This window comes from Rhodopila sp. (assembly GCF_035548095.1).
GTDB lineage: Bacteria > Pseudomonadota > Alphaproteobacteria > Acetobacterales > Acetobacteraceae > Rhodopila.
Genome location: NZ_DASZUV010000007.1, coordinates 63,771 through 82,197 on the forward strand (window position 1 = coordinate 63,771; position 18,427 = coordinate 82,197).

At 67.8% G+C, this 18,427-nt stretch carries 18 protein-coding genes; 17 read left to right on the forward strand and 1 reads right to left on the reverse strand.

All coding sequences use genetic code 11. From position 1 onward, the window contains the following. The first annotated feature begins 87 nt into the window (after positions 1–87). The 16 genes from VHC04_RS07800 (at position 88) to VHC04_RS07875 (ending at position 16,763) form a co-directional block, all read left to right on the forward strand. Positions 88–1,203, forward strand: coding sequence for a serine hydrolase domain-containing protein (locus VHC04_RS07800; RefSeq protein WP_325679755.1), 1,116 nt, complete (start codon positions 88–90; stop codon positions 1,201–1,203). Continuing rightward, positions 1,200–1,988 carry an enoyl-CoA hydratase/isomerase family protein gene (locus tag VHC04_RS07805; protein ID WP_325679757.1) on the forward strand — a complete coding sequence of 263 codons (789 nt, stop codon included), beginning with the start codon at positions 1,200–1,202 and terminating at the stop codon, positions 1,986–1,988. Before VHC04_RS07800 ends, VHC04_RS07805 begins: the two co-directional genes overlap by 4 nt. A gap of 16 nt (positions 1,989–2,004) precedes the next feature. Then, positions 2,005–3,390 (forward strand): MmgE/PrpD family protein, encoded by a 1,386-nt coding sequence (locus VHC04_RS07810; RefSeq protein WP_325679758.1) that lies wholly within the window; start codon positions 2,005–2,007, stop codon positions 3,388–3,390. Between the two features lie 264 nt (positions 3,391–3,654). Then, the gene (locus VHC04_RS07815) at positions 3,655–4,398 is read left to right on the forward strand and encodes an SDR family NAD(P)-dependent oxidoreductase (RefSeq protein ID WP_325679761.1); all 744 of its coding nucleotides are present in this window, start codon (positions 3,655–3,657) and stop codon (positions 4,396–4,398) included. Between the two features lie 17 nt (positions 4,399–4,415). Further along, positions 4,416–5,303, forward strand: coding sequence for an MBL fold metallo-hydrolase (locus VHC04_RS07820; protein ID WP_325679763.1), 888 nt, complete (start codon positions 4,416–4,418; stop codon positions 5,301–5,303). Beyond that, the gene (locus VHC04_RS07825) at positions 5,300–5,935 is read left to right on the forward strand and encodes a LysE family translocator (protein ID WP_325679765.1); all 636 of its coding nucleotides are present in this window, start codon (positions 5,300–5,302) and stop codon (positions 5,933–5,935) included. Before VHC04_RS07820 ends, VHC04_RS07825 begins: the two co-directional genes overlap by 4 nt. Before the next feature lie 159 nt (positions 5,936–6,094). Further along, positions 6,095–7,750, forward strand: a complete 1,656-nt coding sequence (locus VHC04_RS07830; protein WP_325679767.1) for an isocitrate lyase — start codon at positions 6,095–6,097, stop codon at positions 7,748–7,750. Between the two features lie 226 nt (positions 7,751–7,976). Then, positions 7,977–8,729, forward strand: coding sequence for an SDR family NAD(P)-dependent oxidoreductase (locus VHC04_RS07835; protein WP_325679769.1), 753 nt, complete (start codon positions 7,977–7,979; stop codon positions 8,727–8,729). Positions 8,730–8,743: 14 nt separating this feature from the next. Then, positions 8,744–9,151: a VOC family protein gene (locus tag VHC04_RS07840; protein ID WP_325679771.1), complete on the forward strand. Its 408-nt coding sequence runs from the start codon at positions 8,744–8,746 to the stop codon at positions 9,149–9,151. 31 nt (positions 9,152–9,182) lie between these two features. Next, positions 9,183–10,055, forward strand: coding sequence for a sulfurtransferase (locus VHC04_RS07845; protein ID WP_325679773.1), 873 nt, complete (start codon positions 9,183–9,185; stop codon positions 10,053–10,055). Between the two features lie 32 nt (positions 10,056–10,087). Continuing rightward, positions 10,088–10,867: an SDR family NAD(P)-dependent oxidoreductase gene (locus tag VHC04_RS07850; protein WP_325679775.1), complete on the forward strand. Its 780-nt coding sequence runs from the start codon at positions 10,088–10,090 to the stop codon at positions 10,865–10,867. Between the two features lie 159 nt (positions 10,868–11,026). Then, positions 11,027–11,542 carry an RNA polymerase sigma factor gene (locus VHC04_RS07855; RefSeq protein ID WP_325679777.1) on the forward strand — a complete coding sequence of 172 codons (516 nt, stop codon included), beginning with the start codon at positions 11,027–11,029 and terminating at the stop codon, positions 11,540–11,542. Between the two features lie 114 nt (positions 11,543–11,656). Beyond that, positions 11,657–12,625: a FecR family protein gene (locus tag VHC04_RS07860; protein ID WP_325679779.1), complete on the forward strand. Its 969-nt coding sequence runs from the start codon at positions 11,657–11,659 to the stop codon at positions 12,623–12,625. A gap of 309 nt (positions 12,626–12,934) precedes the next feature. Further along, positions 12,935–15,250 carry a TonB-dependent receptor gene (locus VHC04_RS07865; protein ID WP_325679781.1) on the forward strand — a complete coding sequence of 772 codons (2,316 nt, stop codon included), beginning with the start codon at positions 12,935–12,937 and terminating at the stop codon, positions 15,248–15,250. Between the two features lie 11 nt (positions 15,251–15,261). After that, complete coding sequence (locus tag VHC04_RS07870) at positions 15,262–16,452, forward strand: PepSY-associated TM helix domain-containing protein (RefSeq protein ID WP_325679783.1); 1,191 nt, start codon at positions 15,262–15,264, stop codon at positions 16,450–16,452. Next, the gene (locus tag VHC04_RS07875; RefSeq protein WP_325679785.1) at positions 16,449–16,763 is read left to right on the forward strand and encodes a hypothetical protein; all 315 of its coding nucleotides are present in this window, start codon (positions 16,449–16,451) and stop codon (positions 16,761–16,763) included. The genes VHC04_RS07870 and VHC04_RS07875 overlap by 4 nt, the downstream gene beginning before the upstream one ends. Before the next feature lie 196 nt (positions 16,764–16,959). Here VHC04_RS07875 and VHC04_RS07880 read toward each other — a convergent pair whose 3' ends face one another. Next, on the reverse strand, positions 16,960–17,310 hold the full coding sequence (locus tag VHC04_RS07880) for a RidA family protein (protein WP_325679787.1): 351 nt from the start codon (positions 17,308–17,310) through the stop codon (positions 16,960–16,962). A 139-nt stretch (positions 17,311–17,449) separates the two neighbouring features. Here VHC04_RS07880 and VHC04_RS07885 point away from each other — a divergent pair, with 139 nt between their 5' ends. Continuing rightward, complete coding sequence (locus VHC04_RS07885; RefSeq protein ID WP_325679789.1) at positions 17,450–18,427, forward strand: ketopantoate reductase family protein; 978 nt, start codon at positions 17,450–17,452, stop codon at positions 18,425–18,427.

The following is an 18,427-nucleotide window of genomic DNA, read 5'->3' on the forward strand; positions in this document are numbered from 1 at the left end:
CATGGCCGCGGGCTATGCAGCGTGACGGGCCCGTTCTATCCAGCTTCGGCCGCTGTCCCCGCGGACGGGAAAGGAAAGAGCGTCCTTATGCAATTGCCCGCGATCGTACCGCCGCCGCACGGCACCCCCTGGCCCGAGGCCATGGCCGACGAAGCCGGCATGAACTGGATGTGGCTGGAGGAGGCTGCCCGCTTCGCCGCCGAGAATGAGATCGCCTGGCCCATCGACCTGCGCCTGCACCTGGAAAGCGGCTATTTCGACAAGCCGCCGCACAACGAGGTCCTGGGACCGATCCGTCCGCGCGGCCCGGCCAACGGGCTGGTGCTGCGGCGCGGCTACAAGATTGCCGCCTGGGGCGAGACCGACCAGGTCGATTTCACCTTCTCCCAGGCCAAGAGCTATCTGAGCCTGCTGGCCGGCATCGCCGTGATGGACGGGCTGATCCCCGACCTGGATGCGCCGGTGCGCGACAGCGTCGACGATGGCGGCTTCGACAGCGCGCAGAACCGCCCGATCACCTGGCGCCAGTTGCTGCAGAACACCTCGGAATGGGAAGGCACGCTGTTCGGCAAGTCGGACGTCATCGATCGCGGCCGCAACCTGGCGGTGGAAGGGCAGGGCCGAAAGGGTGAGCCACGGCCGCTGCACCCGCCCGGCACCTACTGGGAATACAATGACGTCCGCGTCAACCGCCTCAGCCTGGCGTTGCTGCGCCGCTTCCGCCGCCCGCTGCCCGAGGTTTTCGCCGAACGCATCATGCGGCCGATCGGTGCGTCGTCGGACTGGTCCTGGCATGGCTACAGCACCTCGATGGTCGCGGTCGACGGGCGCATGATCGAAAGCGTCTCGGGCGGCACGCATTGGGGCGGCGGGATGCTGATCCACGCCGAGGACCAGGCGCGCATCGGGTTGCTGATGCAGCGGCGCGGAGAGTGGGCCGGCAGGCGCATCCTGCCGGAGCGCTGGATCGGGGAGTCGCTGACGCCCTGCGCCCTGAACAAGGTGTATGGACTGCTGTGGTGGCTGAACACCGGCCATGGCCGCTATCCCCATGCGCCGGAGGACAGCTTCTTCGCCGTGGGCGCGGGCGGCAACCTGACCTGGGTCGCACCGACCCAGGAGATCGTCGCGGTGCTGCGGTGGGAGGATCCGACCGCGATCGACACATTCATCCGTTTCATCATGCAGGCACTGGAACAATGAGCTACGAAACGATCACCGTCACCCAGCCGCAGGAACACACCGTGCTGGTGACCCTGAACCGGCCGGAGGTGGCCAACGCGATGAACACCCAGATGGGGCTGGACCTGCTGGCCGCCTTTGACGGGTTCTGCGCCGCGCCGAACAGGCAGCGCTGCATCGTCGTCACCGGCGCCGGCGCCAAGGCCTTCTGTGCCGGCGGCGACCTGAAGCAGCGCAACGGCATGACCGATGAGCAGTGGCAGGACCAGCACCTGATCTTTGAGAGGATGGTGCGCGCCATCATCGGCTGCCCGGTGCCGGTGATCGCCGCCGTCAACGGCGCCGCCTATGCCGGCGGCATGGAGATCGCGCTGTGCTGCGATTTCATTTACGCCTCGGAAACGGCGCGCTTCGCCTTGACCGAGGTGACCCTGGGCATCATGCCCGGCGCCGGCGGCACCCAGAATCTGCCGCGTGCCGTCGGTGCCAGGCGGGCGAAGGAGATTTTGCTGACGGGTCGGCCATTCACCGTACAGCAGGCGTTTGACTGGGGCATGGTCAACCGCGTCTGCCCGCCGGACTCGCTGCTGGCGGAAGCGATGGAGACGGCGGCGGTCATCGCCGGCAACGCGCCGATCTCCACCCGGCAGATCAAGCAGTCCGTGAACATGGGGCTGAACTGCGACCTGCCGACCGGCATGATGTTCGAGATCGAGGCCTATAACCGGATGGTCCCGACCGAGGACCGGCACGAAGGCATCCGCGCCTTCAACGAAAAGCGCAAGCCGGTGTATAAGGGCCGGTGAAGCAGGAGGGACGGTCATGAACGCGATCAACGACATCCAGGCCGGCGAGATCCAGGCCGGCAAGGGCCTGACGCGCGCGCTGGCGGAGCAGGCACGGACGTTGCGTTTCGAGGACATTTCCGCCGAGGCACGTCTCTGGGCGCGGCAATGCGTGCTGGATGCGATCGGCTGCACCATTGCCGGCGCGTCGGACGCGCTGGTGGACATCCTGCTGGCCGAGATGCGGGAGCAGGGCGGCGCGGAGCGGGCGACGGTGATCGGGCATGCCGGGAAGCTGCCGGCGCCGTCGGCCGCGATCGTCAATGGCGCGGCCTCGCACGCGCTGGATTTCGACGATGTGAACCTGGCGATGCCGGGTCATCCCTCGGTCGCCATCCTGCCGGCCTTGCTGGCGCTGGCCGAGGAGCGGGGCGCCTCGGGCGCCGCGGTGCTGACCGCCTTCGTCGCCGGCTATGAGCTGCAATGCCGCGTCGGCAAGGTCGTCGCACCCGGTCACTATGACGGGCTGGGCTTCCATGCCACCGCCACGATCGGCAGCTTCGGCGCCGCCGCGGCGTGTGCGCATCTGATGGGCCTGGACGCCGAGACATTCGCCACGGCGCTGGGGATCGCGGGCACCCAGGCGGCGGGGCTGAAGTCGATGTTCGGCACGATGTGCAAGCCGCTGCATGCCGGCAAGGCCTCCTATCACGGCTACATGGCGGCCAAGCTGGCGGCGCGCGGCTTCACCAGCCGCACCGACGTCCTGGAATGCGGCCAGGGTTTCGCCCGGACCCACAGCCCGGACTTCAATCCGGATCGCGCCTTTGATGCGCCGCCGAACGGCTGGTACGTCTGCAACAACCTCTTCAAGTACCATGCCTCCTGCTACATGACCCATGCGCCGATCGAGGCCGCGCGGAAATTGCGGGAGCAGCACGGCATCGTGCCCGCGGAAATCGAGGCGATCGAGGTGCAGGTGGAGGAGGCCTGTGACCGCATCTGCAACATTCCGCAGCCGCGCACCGGGCTTGAGGCGAAATTCTCCCTGCGCCTGACCACGGCGATGGGTCTGGCCGGCGTCGATACCAGCCGGCTGGCGACCTATTCCGAGGCGGTTGCCGCCGACCCCGAGCTGGTGGGGCTGCGCGACAAGGTATCGTTCGATTTCCGCACCGGAATCCCCAATACATTCTCTGCGATCACGCTGCGGATGCGCAACGGCTCCGCGGTGTCGGCCGAGCATGACTCCGGCAAGCCGGCGACGGACGCCGTGGCGCAGGGCAAGCGGCTGGAGCAGAAATTCGCGGCCCTGGTCGATCCGGTGCTGGGCGCCGACAAGGCGGCGAGGCTGATCGTGGAGATCGGGCGGCTGGAGACGTTGCCGGATCTGCGCGGGCTGATGGCGCTGTGCGGGGCTTAGCTTTGCAGGGCTTAGGCTTTTCGCCATGGCCGCGACGGCCGGCCGCCCATGGCCTTGGGCAATGGGCGCTGGCCGAGACGGGGGCGCGCCGGCCGAGACGGGGAGACAGGGCGGCAGGGCGTCATGGCCGCCGTCGCCGGCCATGACGGCGGAGCACCTGCGCCGCCCCCCGGATCGGGACACCGGTAACACCACAAACGTCATCCCCACAAACGTCATCCCCAGAAACGTCATCCCCAGAAACGCCATCCCAGGAGGAAACCAATGCGCCTGAAAGACAAAGTCGCCATCGTCAGCGGCGGCGCCCATGGCATGGGCGAAGCGGAAGCCCGGCTGTTCGCCAAGGAAGGCGCCGCGGTGGTCATTGCCGACGTCCTGTCGCCGGAAGGTGAGGCGGTTGCCGCGGAAATCAACGCCCTGCAAGGCCGCGCCCTGTTCGCCCGCTGCGACGTGACATCCGAAACCGACTGGCAGCGGGTGATTACCGAAACGATCTCGGCCTATGGCAAGCTGGACATCCTGGTGAACAATGCCGGCATCAGCGGCAGCTCGGTCGGCGACGTCGATGCGGTGGAAGGCTGGGACAAGCTGATGGCGATCAATGCCCGCGGCGTGTTCCTGGGCACCAAGCTGGCGGCCGCGGCAATGATCCCGAACGGGCGCGGCTCGATCGTCAACATCTCCTCCATCATGGGGTTTGTCGGCAGTGCCGACAGCCACCCGGCCTATGCGGCGTCCAAGGGCGCGGTGCGGCTCTACACCAAGGCGGCGGCGGCGAAATACGGGCCGCACGGCATCCGTGTGAACTCGGTCCATCCCGGCTACATGCCGCCGATGCTGAACGCCACCAACGCGGCGGGCCGGGCATCGAAGATCGCGCAGACCCCGCTGCGCCGCCTGGGCGAACCGATCGAGGTCGCGTATGGCGTGCTGTTCCTCGCCTCCGACGAGGCCTCTTTCGTGACGGGAACGGAATTGGTCGTCGACGGCGGCTATATCGCGCAATAGTCAGGAGAACATTCGGCATGGTTCAGATCCCCAGCGCGCAGATCCCTGGCGTCTATCACCGCAGGATCGGCGACATCGTCGTCACCGCCCTGTCCGACGGCTATCTGGACGGCACGGTGGAGGTGATGCAGAACATCGCCCCGGCCGATGCCGAACGGATGCTGACGGACCGGTTCCGTCCCGGCCGCCGCACATCGGTCAACTGCTACCTGGTCTATTCCGCCGGGCGGCTGGCGCTGATCGAGACCGGATCGGGCAACTACCTGCTGCCGACCGCCGGCAAGCTGCAGGAGAATCTGAAGGCGGCGGGCGTCAATCCCGCCGACATCGAGGCGGTGATCCTGACGCATATGCACCCGGATCATTCCGCCGGCCTGACGAACATGGCAACCGGCGAGAGGTATTTCCCCAACGCCGAGCTGATCGTTCATGAGAACGAACCGAAGCACTGGGGCGACGACGGCGCGATGAGCCGGGCAGACGAACGGGCACGAAAACTGTACTTCCAGGCGGCTCGGGAACAGATGGCGCCGTATCACAACCAGATGCGGCCATTTAACAAGTCGGTGGAGGTCTTCCCGGGCGTGACATCGATCCCGATGCATGGCCATACGCCGGGTCATTCCGGGTACATGATCCAGTCGGGCGGCAAGTCGTTGCTGATCTGGGGCGACATCATCCATGTGCCGGAAGTGCAGGTGCCGCGCCCCGAGGTCACCATGGCCTTCGATACCGATCCGCATGCCGCCGCCGCCACGCGCCGGCGGGTGTTCGACATGGTGGCGACCGACCGGCAGCTCATCGCCGGCATGCATGTCCACTTCCCCGGCTTCGCGCATCTGGTGAGGCAGGGTGAGAACTACCTGATGGTGCCGGAACCCTGGGACCAGGCGTTCGGCGCGTGACCTTCGGGCTGCTGGCGGCCTCGGCCCTGTCCGGGGCCGCCTACACCCTGGCGCCGGGGCCCGCCTTCCTGGCGTTGCTGGGCATCGGCGCCAGCCGCGGGCGCAAGGCCGGTGCGCTGTTCCTGTGCGGCCATTTCGCCGGGGATATCCTGTGGGCCTCGCTGTCGCTGACGGCGGTGATCGGCGCGCGCACCATCGGCACGCTGTTCTTCGACATCCTCGGCCTGCTCTGCGGCCTGTATCTCTGCTGGCTTGGCTTCAAGGCGACGACCGTGCGGCGCTCCGCCGATGGCGGGCTGACCACCGATCCGCGCCGGCCGCTGCTGCGCGGGCTGATGTTCGGCCTGTCCAACCCGAAAGCCTATCCGGTGGCGGTGGCGATGTTCACCGCGTTGCTGGCGCGATACGCCTCGGTCCTGGACTGGACCGCCTTCGCCCCATTGCTGGCCGCTGCCTGCATGGGCTTCGTCCTGGCCGATCTGGTGCTGATCCTGGTCATCGGCGCCGGGGTGATCCGCCGTTTCTACCGTCGCCATGCGCTCTGGGTCACGCGTGCCTCCGGCTTGATCTTCCTGGGCTTCGGCGTCCACGCGATCGCCTCGGCGGCGCCGGGACTGGCGCGGCGGCTGTAGACCGCGGGGCTTTACAGCTTTTACAAACCGCGGTTCCGGCCGGTAAATCCAGCAACTTCTTTCACGCGCACGGCGCCGTTTCCGTCGTGACACCTCCCGCAGTGCACCATACATGGCGCGCTACGCCCGTCGTGGCGCTCACTGCGAGAGACCCTGACCATGACCTCACCGACCTACGCCCCCGACGGCATGTCCGGCGGCATTCCTGGCCCGTCCGGCCGTGGCTCCTCCTACCATGAGCAGATCGCCCGCGTCGCCGACCTGATTGGCGCCAGGGAGACCTGGGGCGGGATCAATGCCGAATCCGTCGTCCGGATGCGCCTGCAGAACCGGTTCCAGACCGGTCTGGACATCGCGCGCTACACCGCCAACACGATGCGCCGCGACATGGCGGCCTATGACGCCGACCCGTCACAGTACACCCAGTCCCTGGGCGCCTGGCACGGCTTCGTCGCGCAGCAGGAGATGATTTCGGTCCGCAAGCATTTCGGCAGCGTGAAGCGCCGCTACATCTACCTGTCCGGCTGGATGGTCGCCGCCCTGCGGTCGGAGTTCGGTCCGCTGCCGGACCAGTCGATGCACGAGAAGACCACGGTGCCCGACCTGATCCGCGAGATCTACACCTTCCTGAAGCAGGCCGACGCGCGTGAGCTGGGCATGCTGTTCCGCGATATCGACGCCGCCCGCAAGGCCGGCGACACGGCGCGGGAGCAGGAGCTGGTGACGCGTGTCGACACGTACGAAAGCCATGTCGTGCCGATCATCGCCGACATCGATGCCGGCTTCGGCAATGCCGAGGCGACCTATCTGCTGGCGAAGAAGATGATCGAGGCGGGCGCCTGCGCGCTGCAGATCGAAAACCAGGTGTCCGATGAAAAGCAGTGCGGCCATCAGGACGGCAAGGTGACCGTGCCGCATGACGACTTCGTCGCCAAGATCCGCGCCGTGCGCTATGCGTTCATGGAGCTGGGCGTGGAGGACGGCGTGATCGTCACCCGCACCGACAGCCTGGGCGCCGGCCTGACCAAGCAGATCGCCGTCAGCCGCCAGAAGGGCGATGAGGGTGACCAGTACAACAGCTTCCTGGACTGCGAGGAGGTGACGCCGGACCAGGTCGCCAGCGGCGACGTGCTGATCACCCGCGACGGCAAGCTGATGCGGCCGAAGCGCCTGCCCAGCAACCTGTTCCAGTTCCGCCCGGGCACCGGCGCGGACCGCGTCGTGCTGGACTGCATCACCTCGATGAAGAACGGCGCCGACCTGCTGTGGATCGAGACCGAGAAGCCCCATGTCGAGCAGATCGCCGGCATGATGGACCGCATCCGCGCGGTGTATCCGAAGGCGAAGCTGGCGTACAACAACTCGCCATCCTTCAACTGGACGCTGAGCTTCCGCCAGCAGGTCTACGACGCCTGGAAGCAGGAGGGCCAGGACGTGTCGGCCTATGACCGCGCGAAGCTCATGAGCGTGGAGTATGACCAGACGCCGCTGGCCGCCGAGGCGGACAACCGGATTCGCACCTTCCAGGCGGACGCGGCGAAACGGGCCGGCATCTTCCACCACCTGATCACGCTGCCGACCTACCACACGACCGCGCTGTCGGTGGACAACCTGTCGAAGCAGTATTTCGGCGATCAGGGCATGCTGGGCTACGTGAAGCAGGTGCAGCGCGAGGAAATCCGCCAGGGCATCGCCTGCGTGCGACACCAGAACATGGCGGGCTCCGACATCGGCGACGACCACAAGGAGTATTTCTCCGGCGAGGCCGCGCTGAAGGCGGGCGGCGTGCACAACACGATGAACCAGTTCTCGTAACAAGATCGGCGTGGACGCTGACGGCTGTCGGCGTCCCGCCCGGTGCGATGGTTTCCCGATCCGCTCGGCCTGGCCGCCTCGGCGCCAGGCCTTTTCCGTGCGGTGGCTACGCCTGCCGCGTGGCAGTGCCCGTGGCAGCCCCCCGTGGCAGGCCCCCGTGGCAGGCCCCCTTGATCCCCCGCGCCACACCGGCAACCATGCCGGCCGAGGATGAGAGGAAGCGCACATGGCACGTCTCGACGGCAAGGTGGCGTTGATCACCGGCGCGGGCACCGGCATCGGCAGAGCAACGGCGACGCTGTTCGCTCGGGAGGGTGCGAAGATGGTGGTGGCGGAGCTGAACGCCGAGTCCGGCGAACAGACCGCGCAGCTGATCGCGCAGGCCGGCGGCGACGCGATCGCCATCAAGACGGACGTGACGGAGCCGGACAGCATCCAGGCCGCCATCGGCAAGGCGGTGGCGCATTACGGCGCGCTGCATGTGCTGCACAACAATGCCGGCGGGTCGACGTCACGGGATGCCGACGTGACGCAGGCGCCGATCGAGGAGTTCTGGCGCGTCATCAAGCTGGACCTTTTCGGCACCTTCCTGGGTTGCCGCTTCGGCATCCCGGCGATCACCAGATCGGGCGGCGGGTCGGTGATCAACATGTCGTCCACCGTCGCGCTGATGGGGATTCCCGGCCGCGACTGCTACACGGCGGCGAAGGGCGGCATCGCCTCGATGACGCGGTCGATGGCGGTGGAATTCGCCCCCGCGGTGCGGGTGAACGCCATCGGCCCGTCGGTCACCGTCACCGACCGGGTGCGCAAGCTGGTGGAGGGCAACGCCGCGCTGGACAAGATGGCGTCATCGCACCTGCTGGGCCTGATCGAGCCCGCGGACATCGCCAACATGGCGCTGTTCCTCGCCTGCGACGAATCCGCCAGGATCACCGGGCAGGTGTACCCGGTGGATAGCGGCCTCATCATTTCCTGAACGGAGGCGGAACGATGAAGATCAAGCGCGTCGAGCATATCGCCATCGCGGTCGATTCCATTCAGCAATCCCTGGGCCTGATGCGCGACACGTTCGGCCTGGAGCTGGAATATGAGGAACGGCTGGGCCAGACCAGCCTGGCGATGCTGCCGGTGGGCGAGACCTATATCGAGCTGCTGCAGGGCCACGGGCCGGAGTCCGGCGTGACGCGGTGGATCAACGAGAAGGGCACCGGCCTGTTCCATATCTGCTTCGAGGTGGAGGATATCGAGGAAGCCATCGCCGAGCTGAAGGCCAAGGACGTGGCGCTGCAAAGCGAGACCTGGCGCACCGGGCATGGCGGGTCGAAGATCATCTTCCTGGACCCGAAGGCCACCGGCAACTGCGTGATCGAGCTGGCGGAACTTCCCGCCGGACATTGATACGGGACACGTTAATACGGGATACAGGCACATGAACGGGTTCGTCCATCCGGAATTCCTGGTCGAGACGGATTGGCTCGCCGGGCACCTGCGGGATCCGAAAGTGGTCGTGCTGGACTGCACGACGCACCTGATCCCCGATCCGAGGATCACCTACACGGTGAAGCCGGGGCGCGAGGACTTCGAAAAAGGCCACATCGCCGGCGCGCAGTTCTGCGATGTCTCCCGCGACGTGTCCGACACCACGCGGAAATTCAATTTCATGCGGCAGGCGCCCGAGGATTTCGCCGCCGCGATGCGCCGCTTCGGCATCGGCAACGACACGCGCGTGATCACCTACAGCACCGCGAATGTCTGGTGGGCGACGCGGGTCTGGTGGCTGCTGCGGGAATTCGGCCACGACAACGCCGCGGTGCTGAACGGCGGCTACCAGAAATGGGTGCGGGAGAACCGGCCGATCGAGACCGGCCCTGGTCAGCCGCGGGCCGCCGGCAGCTTCACCGTGACGCGGGTGCGTGACTTGATGGTGGACAAGGACGCGGTGAAGGCGGCGATCGGCGATTCCGGCATCTGCACGCTGAACGCGCTGCTGGAAAGCCAGCACAAGGGCAGCGGCGGCAACAGCTATGGGCGGCCGGGCCACATCGCCGGCAGCGTCAACGTGCCGGCGGCAAGCCTGATCGATCCGGACACCAACACCTTCCTGCCGCCCGAGGCGCTGCGCCAACGCCTGGGCGCCGTCGGCGCGCTGGACCGGCCGGTGATCGCCTATTGCGGCGGCGGCATCGCCGCCAGCGCCGATGCGCTGGTCCTGACCATGCTGGGCCATACAAACGTCAAGATCTACGATGCCTCGCTGTCCGAATGGGCCAAGGATCCCAGCCTGCCGATGGAGACGGGCTGAGCCAACGAAGCACGACGGAGGAAACGAAACCAATGCGACTGAAGAACAAGATCGGCCTGGTCACCGCCGCCGGGTCGGGGATGGGCCGCGCCGGCGCGGTGCGCTTCGCCGCCGAGGGCGCGTCGGTCGCGGTCGTCGACCTGAACAAGGACGCGGTGGACGCGGTGGTGAAGGAGATCACCGATGCCGGCGGCAAGGCGATCGGCCTGTCCGGCGACCTGACCAGCGATGATTTCGCCCGCGACATCGTGCGCCAGACGGTGAAGGCATTCGGCGGCCTCGATTTCGTCTGGAACCATGTCGGCACCCCTGGCCCGGCCTCGATCGAGGGGTTGGACTGGAAGGATTACGACATGGCGATGAACCTGAACGTCCGTACCGTGCTGGTGACGACCGAGGAAGCGCTGCCGGAACTGCGCGCCCGTGGCGGCGGTTGCATCCTGTTCACCGCCTCGACCTCCGGCCTGCAAGGCTCGCAGTTCAGCCCGATCTACAATATCGCCAAGTTCGGCATCGTCGGGCTGGTGAAGGGCCTCGCGAAGCGCTACGCGAAGGAGAGGATCCGCGTCAACGCCGTCTGTCCGGGTCCCACCGACACGCCGATGCTGCGCGTCTTCGTTGCCAGGCCCGACAGCCAGCTGCCGGCCGGCGAAACCCCGGAAACGCTGGTGCAGAAGCGGGGCGGCCAGGTGCCGATGGGCCGCCCGGCGCGGCCAGAGGAAATCGCCAACGCGGCGCTGTTCCTGATCTCGGACGAGGCATCCTATGTCACCGGGGTGGCCCTGCCGGTGGATGGCGGCGCGACGGCCTGACCGCAGTGAGTCAATCTCTCCTGGGCAGGCCCGCTTGAGAATGATCTCGTGACCCAGGCAATTGCGAGTCATTCTCAATTAAGCTAACGTCGCGTTCTCCCTGGGGACCTCCTGGCCGCGCTCGCCCGGCCGGGTGGCATCACGGCACAGGACTCGATGATGGGCGAGAACGATCGCACGGCTCTTCTCCGGTATCTGGTGGCGCGCTACGAGGATCTCGTGCGGCGGCTCGCATCGCGGATGGACTCTTCGATCGAGGCGGCGGACGTCCTGCAGGACGCCTACCTGCGCATCGGCCAGGCGGAGACGATCCCCGCCATCCATGATCCGCAAGCCTACATCATCCGTATATCCGCCAATATCGCGGCCGACCGCCGGCGCGCCCGGTCGCGCCAGCGCCTGGAGGATGTCGAGGTGGCCCGCCTGCTGGAAATCGCCGACGACACGCCGGGTCCGGCCGCGCGGGTGGAAAGCCAGAACGAGCTGGCGCTGCTGGACGCGGCGCTGCGGCAATTGCCGACGCGGCGGCGCGCCATCTTCCTGGCGGCGCGGGTGGAGGAGCTGACGCATCGCCAGATCGCCGACCGCATGGGCGTGTCCGTCCGCACGGTGGCCAACGAAATCCGCCAGGCCCTTGACCATTGCGCGCGGTCGCTTGAAAAAGCCGCTCCTTGAGGTTGCAGTCCTGGCCACCCGTGATCGTCTTCCTGACAGGGACAACCCTGCCAGCGGCGAAGGGGGACGGTCCGATGGCCGGACGATGGACACCGAGACAGCGGAAACCACGCGGTGGCTGAGGCCGGTCGCGACGATGACGACAGGCTGGGCTCCGAGGCAAGGGCCTGGCTGGTGCGGCTGACCTCGGGGGAGGCGACCGATGCCGATGCCTGGCAGTTTGGGGTATGGCGCCAGCAGAGTCCCCGCCATGAGGCGGCCTATCGCGATGCCACGCGGCTGTGGCGGGCGCTTGCCCCGGTCGCCCATGGCCAGATGCTTCTGGACCGCGCCGCGCGCGGCCGCCGGGTGCGCCGGCGGGCCTTGATCGGCACGGCCGCCGCGGCTGCCGCCGCCGGCGCGGCGCTGGTCATTGGCGGGCAGCGACTGCAACGCGTGCCATCCCTCGGCGCCTTGATGGCGCAATACCGCACCGGCACCGGGGAGCAGCGCCGCGTCACCCTGGAGGATGGCAGCGTCGTCGAGATGAACACGCGCACCAGCCTGACGGCCCGTTTCAGCGATGCGGAGCGCCGGCTCGACCTGGTGGAGGGCGAGGCCTTGTTCACGGTCCGGCCGGAGTCGGGGCGCCCCTTCGTGGTCAGCGCGGCCGGCGGGGAAACCCGCGCCCTGGGCACCGTGTTCGACGTCCGGATCGGCGACGCGGCGGTGCAGGTCACCTGCCTGTCGGGACGGGTGGCGGTCGAGCGCCTGCAACATGTGGAGCTGTGGCCCGGCCAGCAGGTCACCTACTCCAGCCAGGGGCTGGGCGACATCGTCACCGTGACGCCCGACCTGGTCGACGGATGGCGGCGCGGCGTGCTGGTGTTTCGCGATGCGCCGCTGCGCGAGGTGGTGGCGGAGCTCAATCGATACCGGCCCGGCCTGATCGTGCTGATCGGGGGGGTGGAGACCGAACGCCATGTCAGCGGCGTGTTCCATCTCGACCGGTTGGATGAGGTGCTTGCCCAGATCGAACGGATCGGACACGTGCAGGCGATGTCGTTGCCTGGCCGGATCATCCTGCTGCGCCGGACCGGTTAAAAAAATCGGCGCGGCGTTGCAGTCCGGGCCTTTTGAAAACGTCCCTTCCTTTGAGAGCCGTCCGCGTCGGTGGTGCCGGACGGTGCATGTGGGGACCGTTTCATGCCGGTGGCTGGTGATCGCGTTGCAACCGTAAGGACAGGATCGGCGGCGGGCCGTATATCCTGGCCCGGTGTCGTGCTGGCGCAGGCATGCGTCCTGGCTTGCGCGGCGGGCCCGTCTGTCGCCGTCGCCCAGGGCCAGGCACGGACATCAGCCCTGCCATCCGCCCCAGCCCTGCCATCTACCCCAGCCCTGCCGTCTACCAAGGTGCCGGACGGCGCGGTTTCATTCCGGATTCCGGCCGGGCCGCTGGACCAGGCGCTGGCCGCGTTCGGGTCGCAAAGCGGCTACCAGCTGATCTACGACAGCGGCCTGACGGCGGGCCGCGCCTCGGCAGGGTCGACCGGCTCGATGCCGCCGTGGGCCGCGTTGCAGCGCCTGCTGTCCGGCACCGGCCTGGTGGCGCAGCAAACGGGCGATCATGCCATCTCCCTGATCGCCGAACCGAGTGGCGGGGAGACCGGCATGGTGCTGCCGCCCGTGGAGGTCGAAGGGCAGGGCCGGGCCGGTCAGGGCATCCTGGCCACGCTGCCGCCGGTCTATGCCGGCGGCCAGGTCGCGACCGGCGGGCAGGTCGGCCTGCTGGGCAATCGCGGCGTCATGGACACGCCATACAGCCAGACCAGCTATACGGCGCCCTTGCTGCGCGATCAGCAGGCGCGCACCGTCATGGACGCGCTGCTCAACCAGCCCTCGGCGCGCGATACGTGGAGCAGCCAGAGCTATACGAATGCCCTGACGATCCGGGGATTTCCGGTCAGCTCCTGGGATTTTTCCTTCAACGGCCAGTACGGCGTGGTGCCGGGCCTGGCCTTCGACGCGGGTTCGATCGAGCGGGTGGAGGTGCTGAACGGGCCAAGCGCGCTGCTGAACGGGATGCCGCCGCTGGGCAGCATCGGCGGTTCGGTCAACCTGGTACCCAAGCGTGCCGAGGATGATCCGATCACCCGGCTGACCGCGACCTATGCCACGAACAGCCAGTTCGGCGGACAGATCGATATCGGTCGCCGCTTCGGGGACAACAAGGAATGGGGCGTGCGCCTCAACGCGACGTATCGCGACGGCAACACGTCGACCCACAACCAGTCGCAGAGCCTGGAATCCGTCGCGCTGGCGACGGATTACCGCGGCGACCATCTCCGCGTTTCGCTCGACCTCGGCTACCAGAACCTGGAGGTGCAGTCGCCGCTGCGTCCCACCTATGTGGCGGCGGGTGTCGCGATCCCGCGCGCGCCGTCCGCCGGCTCCAACTGGTTCCAGCCCTGGACCTATGCGCATGCCCAGGACTGGTATGGCGCGTTGCGGGCGGAATACGACATCACCGACAATTGGACGGTGTTTGCCGCGGTGGGGGGCCGGCAGGACAACAGCTATCTGCTCAGCGGCTTCGCCACCATCAACAACGTGAACGGCAACCTGACGGAAGCGCCGTATAACTTCCCTGTCGTCCACAACACCGACTCGCAGCAGGGTGGCATTCGCGGCCGCTTCGAGACCGGGCCGGTGCGCCACGAGGTGTCACTGACGGCGGACCGCGTGCACGATGCCTATGGCAGCCTGTTCCCGGTCGTCGCCACCATCGCGTCCAACCTGTATACGCCGACCTTCATTCCGGAGCCGCTCTATCCGAACCTGACCGCGCCGATCACGACGGCCAACACGCTGACCAGCGTGGGCGCCGCCGATGTCATGTCGATCCTGGATCAGCGGGTCAGCCTGATCTGGGGACTGCGCCAGCAGGAGATCGCATCGCGGAACTACAGTTCCAGCACCGGCGCCCTGACCTCCAAATACGACAAGGGCGCCCTGACCCCGTCGGTCGGCCTGGTGGTCAAGCCGTGGCGGAATGTGTCGCTGTATACCAGCTATATCCAGGGCCTGCAGCAGGGCGGGATCGTCGGCATCGCGTATGCCAACGCGGGACAGGTGCTGCCGCCCTTCGTGTCCAAGCAGTATGAAGTCGGCGCCAAGGTGGATTGGGGCACGGTGACCTCGACCCTGGCGCTGTTCCAGATCACTCAGGCCGGCGGGTCCGTCGATACGGCGACGAATGTCTATACGGCCGATGGCGAACAGCGCAATCGCGGGATCGAGTTGAACAATTACGGCCAGTTGACGGACCAGGTGCGCATCCTGGGCGGCGTGACCTTCCTGCAGGGGGAACTGGTCAGCACCTCGGGCGGCGCCAATAATGGCCATACCGCGCCGGGCGTGCCGAATGTTCAGTTGAACGTCGGCGGCGAGTGGGACACGCCGTTCGTGCCCGGCCTGACGCTGACCGGCCGGGTGATCTACACCAGCCGGCAATACTACGACAACGCGAACACGCAGCAGATTCCGGGCTGGGTTCGTTTCGACCTGGGCGCGCGCTATACATTCGATGTCCGCGGCCAGCCGATCACCATTCGCGGCAACATCATCAACGTCGCCAATGCCGGATACTGGGCGGCGGCCAACCCGACCTATGGCCTGTCGCTGGGGATGCCGCGGACATTCCTGCTGTCGACCAGCATCCAGTTCTGAGGGAGGACTTGATGTCGGCGCGGGCGATCCGGCTCTGGGCATGGACTCACAAGTGGACGAGCCTGGTCTGCACGCTGTTCCTGCTGATGCTGTGCGTCACCGGCCTGCCGCTGATCTTCCACGAGGAGATCGATGGCTGGCTGAATGACGATCCGCCCTACGCAGAGGCGGGCCCCGACGCGGCGCCGGCTCCGCTGGCGCCCATGGTGGCCCAGGCCCAGGACCGGTATCCGGCGGAAACGGTCATCTCCGTCTTCATCGACGATGATGAGCCGCGGGTCCTGGTGTCCATGGCGCCATCCTGGGACGCGTTCATGGATGCGCCCCGCAGCCGGCACTGGCTGGCATTCGACGCCCATACCGGAGCCTTGCGGCAGGACCCGGGGCCGGGCGGCGGTTCGCGGTCGGGCTTCATCCCGTTCATGCTGCGCCTGCATGAGGATCTGTTCGCCGGCCTGTGGGGCGCGCTGTTCCTGGGCGCGATGGGGCTGGTCTTTCTCGCCGCCCTGGTGTCCGGGACCGTGCTGTACGCCCCGTTCATGCGCCGGCTGCGCTTCGGCACGATACGAATCGGCTGGTCGCCGCGGCTGCCATGGCTGGACCTACACACCCTGATCGGCGCGGTCGCGCTGGCCTGGATGGCGGTCGTCGGGTTCACCGGCGCCTTGAACGAAATCAGCACGCCGCTTTTCGCGCTGTGGCAGCGCGGCGACGTCCAGGCGATCGTGGCGCCCTGGCGGGGACAGGCGGCGCCGTCGCATGCCGAGGTGATTTCACCGGACACGGCCTTGCGCACTGCCCACGAGGCGATGCCGGAAATGCGGGTCATCAGCCTGGTCTATCCGGGCGGGCGGATCGGATCGCCGTTCCATGTCATGGCCTGGGCCAAGGGTGACACGCCGCTGACCAGCCGACTGTTCAGTCCCGCGCTGATCGACGCGCGAACCGGCGCGCTGACGGCGGTCGTGCGGATGCCCTGGTATCTGCGGGCGCTGGAGGTGTCCCGCCCGCTGCATTTCGGCGATTATGGCGGGTGGCCGTTGAGGCTGATCTGGGCCGCGCTGGACGGGCTGACCATCCTGCTGCTGGTCAGCGGCCTGTATCTATGGCTGTCACGCGGCCCCCGGGCTGGCGTGCGGCCATCCAATGCCGCGGCCGCGCCTGGCGAGACGGCGGCGCCCGGCCATCAGGCGGCGGAATGACCGGCCGAAACGAATGGGCACCGTCGCCATGGCGCTGGCCGGGATTGCTCGCCGCCGCGACCATGCTGGGTCTTCTCGGGGCGTTGCTGGGCCAGCACGCCGCGTGGTTGTGGATGTCCTGGGGTTTGCTGGTGCTGCCGCCGATCGTGGTGGTCGCCGCCGTCGCCCGCGCGGGCAGGCTGGCCCGGCGGCGGCGGGCGGGACACAGGGGCAGGGGGCGCAAGGTCGAAGGCGGCAAGGGCAGGAGGCGAGGGAGCAGCTTGCCGCCGGCCGGTGGCTCATCGTCACGGATCGGTATCGAAGGCGGCTGAGGCGGCGCCGGTCCAAGTGTATCGGCGGCATGCGGCCAAAGGGGGGGCAAAAAAGGGGGCGGCCAAAGGGGCGGCGGGGGCGAAAGGGACGGCCCGATGGAAGGACGTCCAGCCGGATGCCGGTGTCGTGGCGCAGCTTCCGGCGGCCTGCCCATGGCGGGTCGCGCCATGGGCAGGCGACGGTCGCGGGACGTCGTTACTTGCAGGCGGTGACCATGATCTCCACCAGGACCTCCGGCGCGGCCATCTCGGCCTGGACGCAGGCCCGCACGGGGGCACCCTCCTTCGGCAGCCACGGGGTCCATACCTCGTTCATCGCCACGCGGTCCTTGATGTGCTTCACCCAGATGACCGCCTGCAGCAGGCGGGTCTTGTCGGTGCCGTGATGCTCCAGCATCTCATCGATCTGTGCCAGCACATCGGCGGTCTGGCCCTTGATGTCCTTGCTGGTGTCGCGCGCCGTGATCCCCGGCAGGTAGACGAACCCGTGATACTCGACGGCCTTGGACAGGATCGGGCCTGGCTGCGTGCGGATGATCTTGCTCATTGGGCGGCTCCCGGTTGCATGGAATGCCCGGTTCTAGGCCATCCCGCCGGCCCAGGCCAGAGACCATGCCGGCACTTGACCGGCCGCGCGGCCTGGCGCCCGATACCGCCTGATACCGGTAGTACGGCGCGGGGTGACCATGAAGATCTGTGTCTATGGCGCCGGTGCGATCGGCGGCCACCTGGCCGTGCGGCTGCACCGTGGTGGCGCGCGGGTTTCCGTCATCGCCCGTGGCCCGCATCTGGCGGCGATCCAGGCCGAGGGGCTGACGGTGCATGCGGTCGACGGCACGCACCGGGCGCGCGTCCAGGCCACCGACGATCCAGCCTCGCTCGGCCCGCAGGATGCCGTGTTCGTTACGGTGAAGGCCCCGGCGCTGCCTGCCGTCGCCGCCGGAATCGGCAGGCTGCTGGGGCCGGACACACCGGTCGCGTTCGTGATGAACGGCATCCCCTGGTGGTATTTCCACCACCTGGCCGGTCCGCTGGAAGGCCGGTCGCTGCCGCGCATCGACCCCGACGACGCGCTGAAGCGCGCCCTGGGACCCGGCCGGGCGATCGGCGGCGTGGTCTACTCGGCCAGCGCTGTCACCGCGCCCGCCATCGTCGAGGTGGAGCAGCCGAAAAGCCGCTTCATCCTGGGCGAGCCGGACGGCACCCTGTCGGAGCGGGTGAAGGCACTGGCCGGGCTCATCACCGCGGGCGGCGTCAGCGGCGAGGCGACGCCCGCCATCCGCACCGAGATCTGGAACAAGCTGATCAGCAACCTGGCCGGCGGCACGCTGGCCGTGCTGACCGGCAGCGCGCCGAAACATGCCTATCAGGAACCGGCGGTCCAGGCGGCCGCGCTGCGCGTGATGCAGGAGGCGACGGCGATCGCCCAGGCCCTGGGGGCGGATCCGAGCACCGATCATGAGGTCCGTCTCGGGAACCAGCGCCGCATGGATCACAAGCCGTCCATCCTGCAGGACCTGGAGCTCGGACGGCCGATGGAGATCGACGGCATGTTCGACGCGCCGCTGGCCCTGGCGCGGATGGCCGGCGTCGCCGTACCCACGCTGGAACTGCTGGTCGCGCTGTGCAAGGGCAGAGCCCGCTCGGCCGAATTGTATCGATAG

Excerpts from the sequence above, each read along its gene's own strand:
- VHC04_RS07820 (WP_325679763.1), top strand. The coding sequence starts at position 4,416 with ATGGTTCAGATCCCCAGCGCGCAGATCCCTGGCGTCTATCACCGCAGG.
- VHC04_RS07840 (WP_325679771.1), top strand. The coding sequence starts at position 8,744 with ATGAAGATCAAGCGCGTCGAGCATATCGCCATCGCGGTCGATTCCATT.
- VHC04_RS07845 (WP_325679773.1), top strand. The coding sequence starts at position 9,183 with ATGAACGGGTTCGTCCATCCGGAATTCCTGGTCGAGACGGATTGGCTC.
- VHC04_RS07880 (WP_325679787.1), bottom strand. The coding sequence starts at position 17,310 with ATGAGCAAGATCATCCGCACGCAGCCAGGCCCGATCCTGTCCAAGGCC.
- VHC04_RS07885 (WP_325679789.1), top strand. The coding sequence starts at position 17,450 with ATGAAGATCTGTGTCTATGGCGCCGGTGCGATCGGCGGCCACCTGGCC.
- VHC04_RS07800 (WP_325679755.1), top strand. The coding sequence starts at position 88 with ATGCAATTGCCCGCGATCGTACCGCCGCCGCACGGCACCCCCTGGCCC.
- VHC04_RS07810 (WP_325679758.1), top strand. The coding sequence starts at position 2,005 with ATGAACGCGATCAACGACATCCAGGCCGGCGAGATCCAGGCCGGCAAG.
- VHC04_RS07835 (WP_325679769.1), top strand. The coding sequence starts at position 7,977 with ATGGCACGTCTCGACGGCAAGGTGGCGTTGATCACCGGCGCGGGCACC.
- VHC04_RS07855 (WP_325679777.1), top strand. The coding sequence starts at position 11,027 with ATGGGCGAGAACGATCGCACGGCTCTTCTCCGGTATCTGGTGGCGCGC.
- VHC04_RS07875 (WP_325679785.1), top strand. The coding sequence starts at position 16,449 with ATGACCGGCCGAAACGAATGGGCACCGTCGCCATGGCGCTGGCCGGGA.
- VHC04_RS07870 (WP_325679783.1), top strand. The coding sequence starts at position 15,262 with ATGTCGGCGCGGGCGATCCGGCTCTGGGCATGGACTCACAAGTGGACG.
- VHC04_RS07850 (WP_325679775.1), top strand. The coding sequence starts at position 10,088 with ATGCGACTGAAGAACAAGATCGGCCTGGTCACCGCCGCCGGGTCGGGG.
- VHC04_RS07815 (WP_325679761.1), top strand. The coding sequence starts at position 3,655 with ATGCGCCTGAAAGACAAAGTCGCCATCGTCAGCGGCGGCGCCCATGGC.
- VHC04_RS07805 (WP_325679757.1), top strand. The coding sequence starts at position 1,200 with ATGAGCTACGAAACGATCACCGTCACCCAGCCGCAGGAACACACCGTG.
- VHC04_RS07830 (WP_325679767.1), top strand. The coding sequence starts at position 6,095 with ATGACCTCACCGACCTACGCCCCCGACGGCATGTCCGGCGGCATTCCT.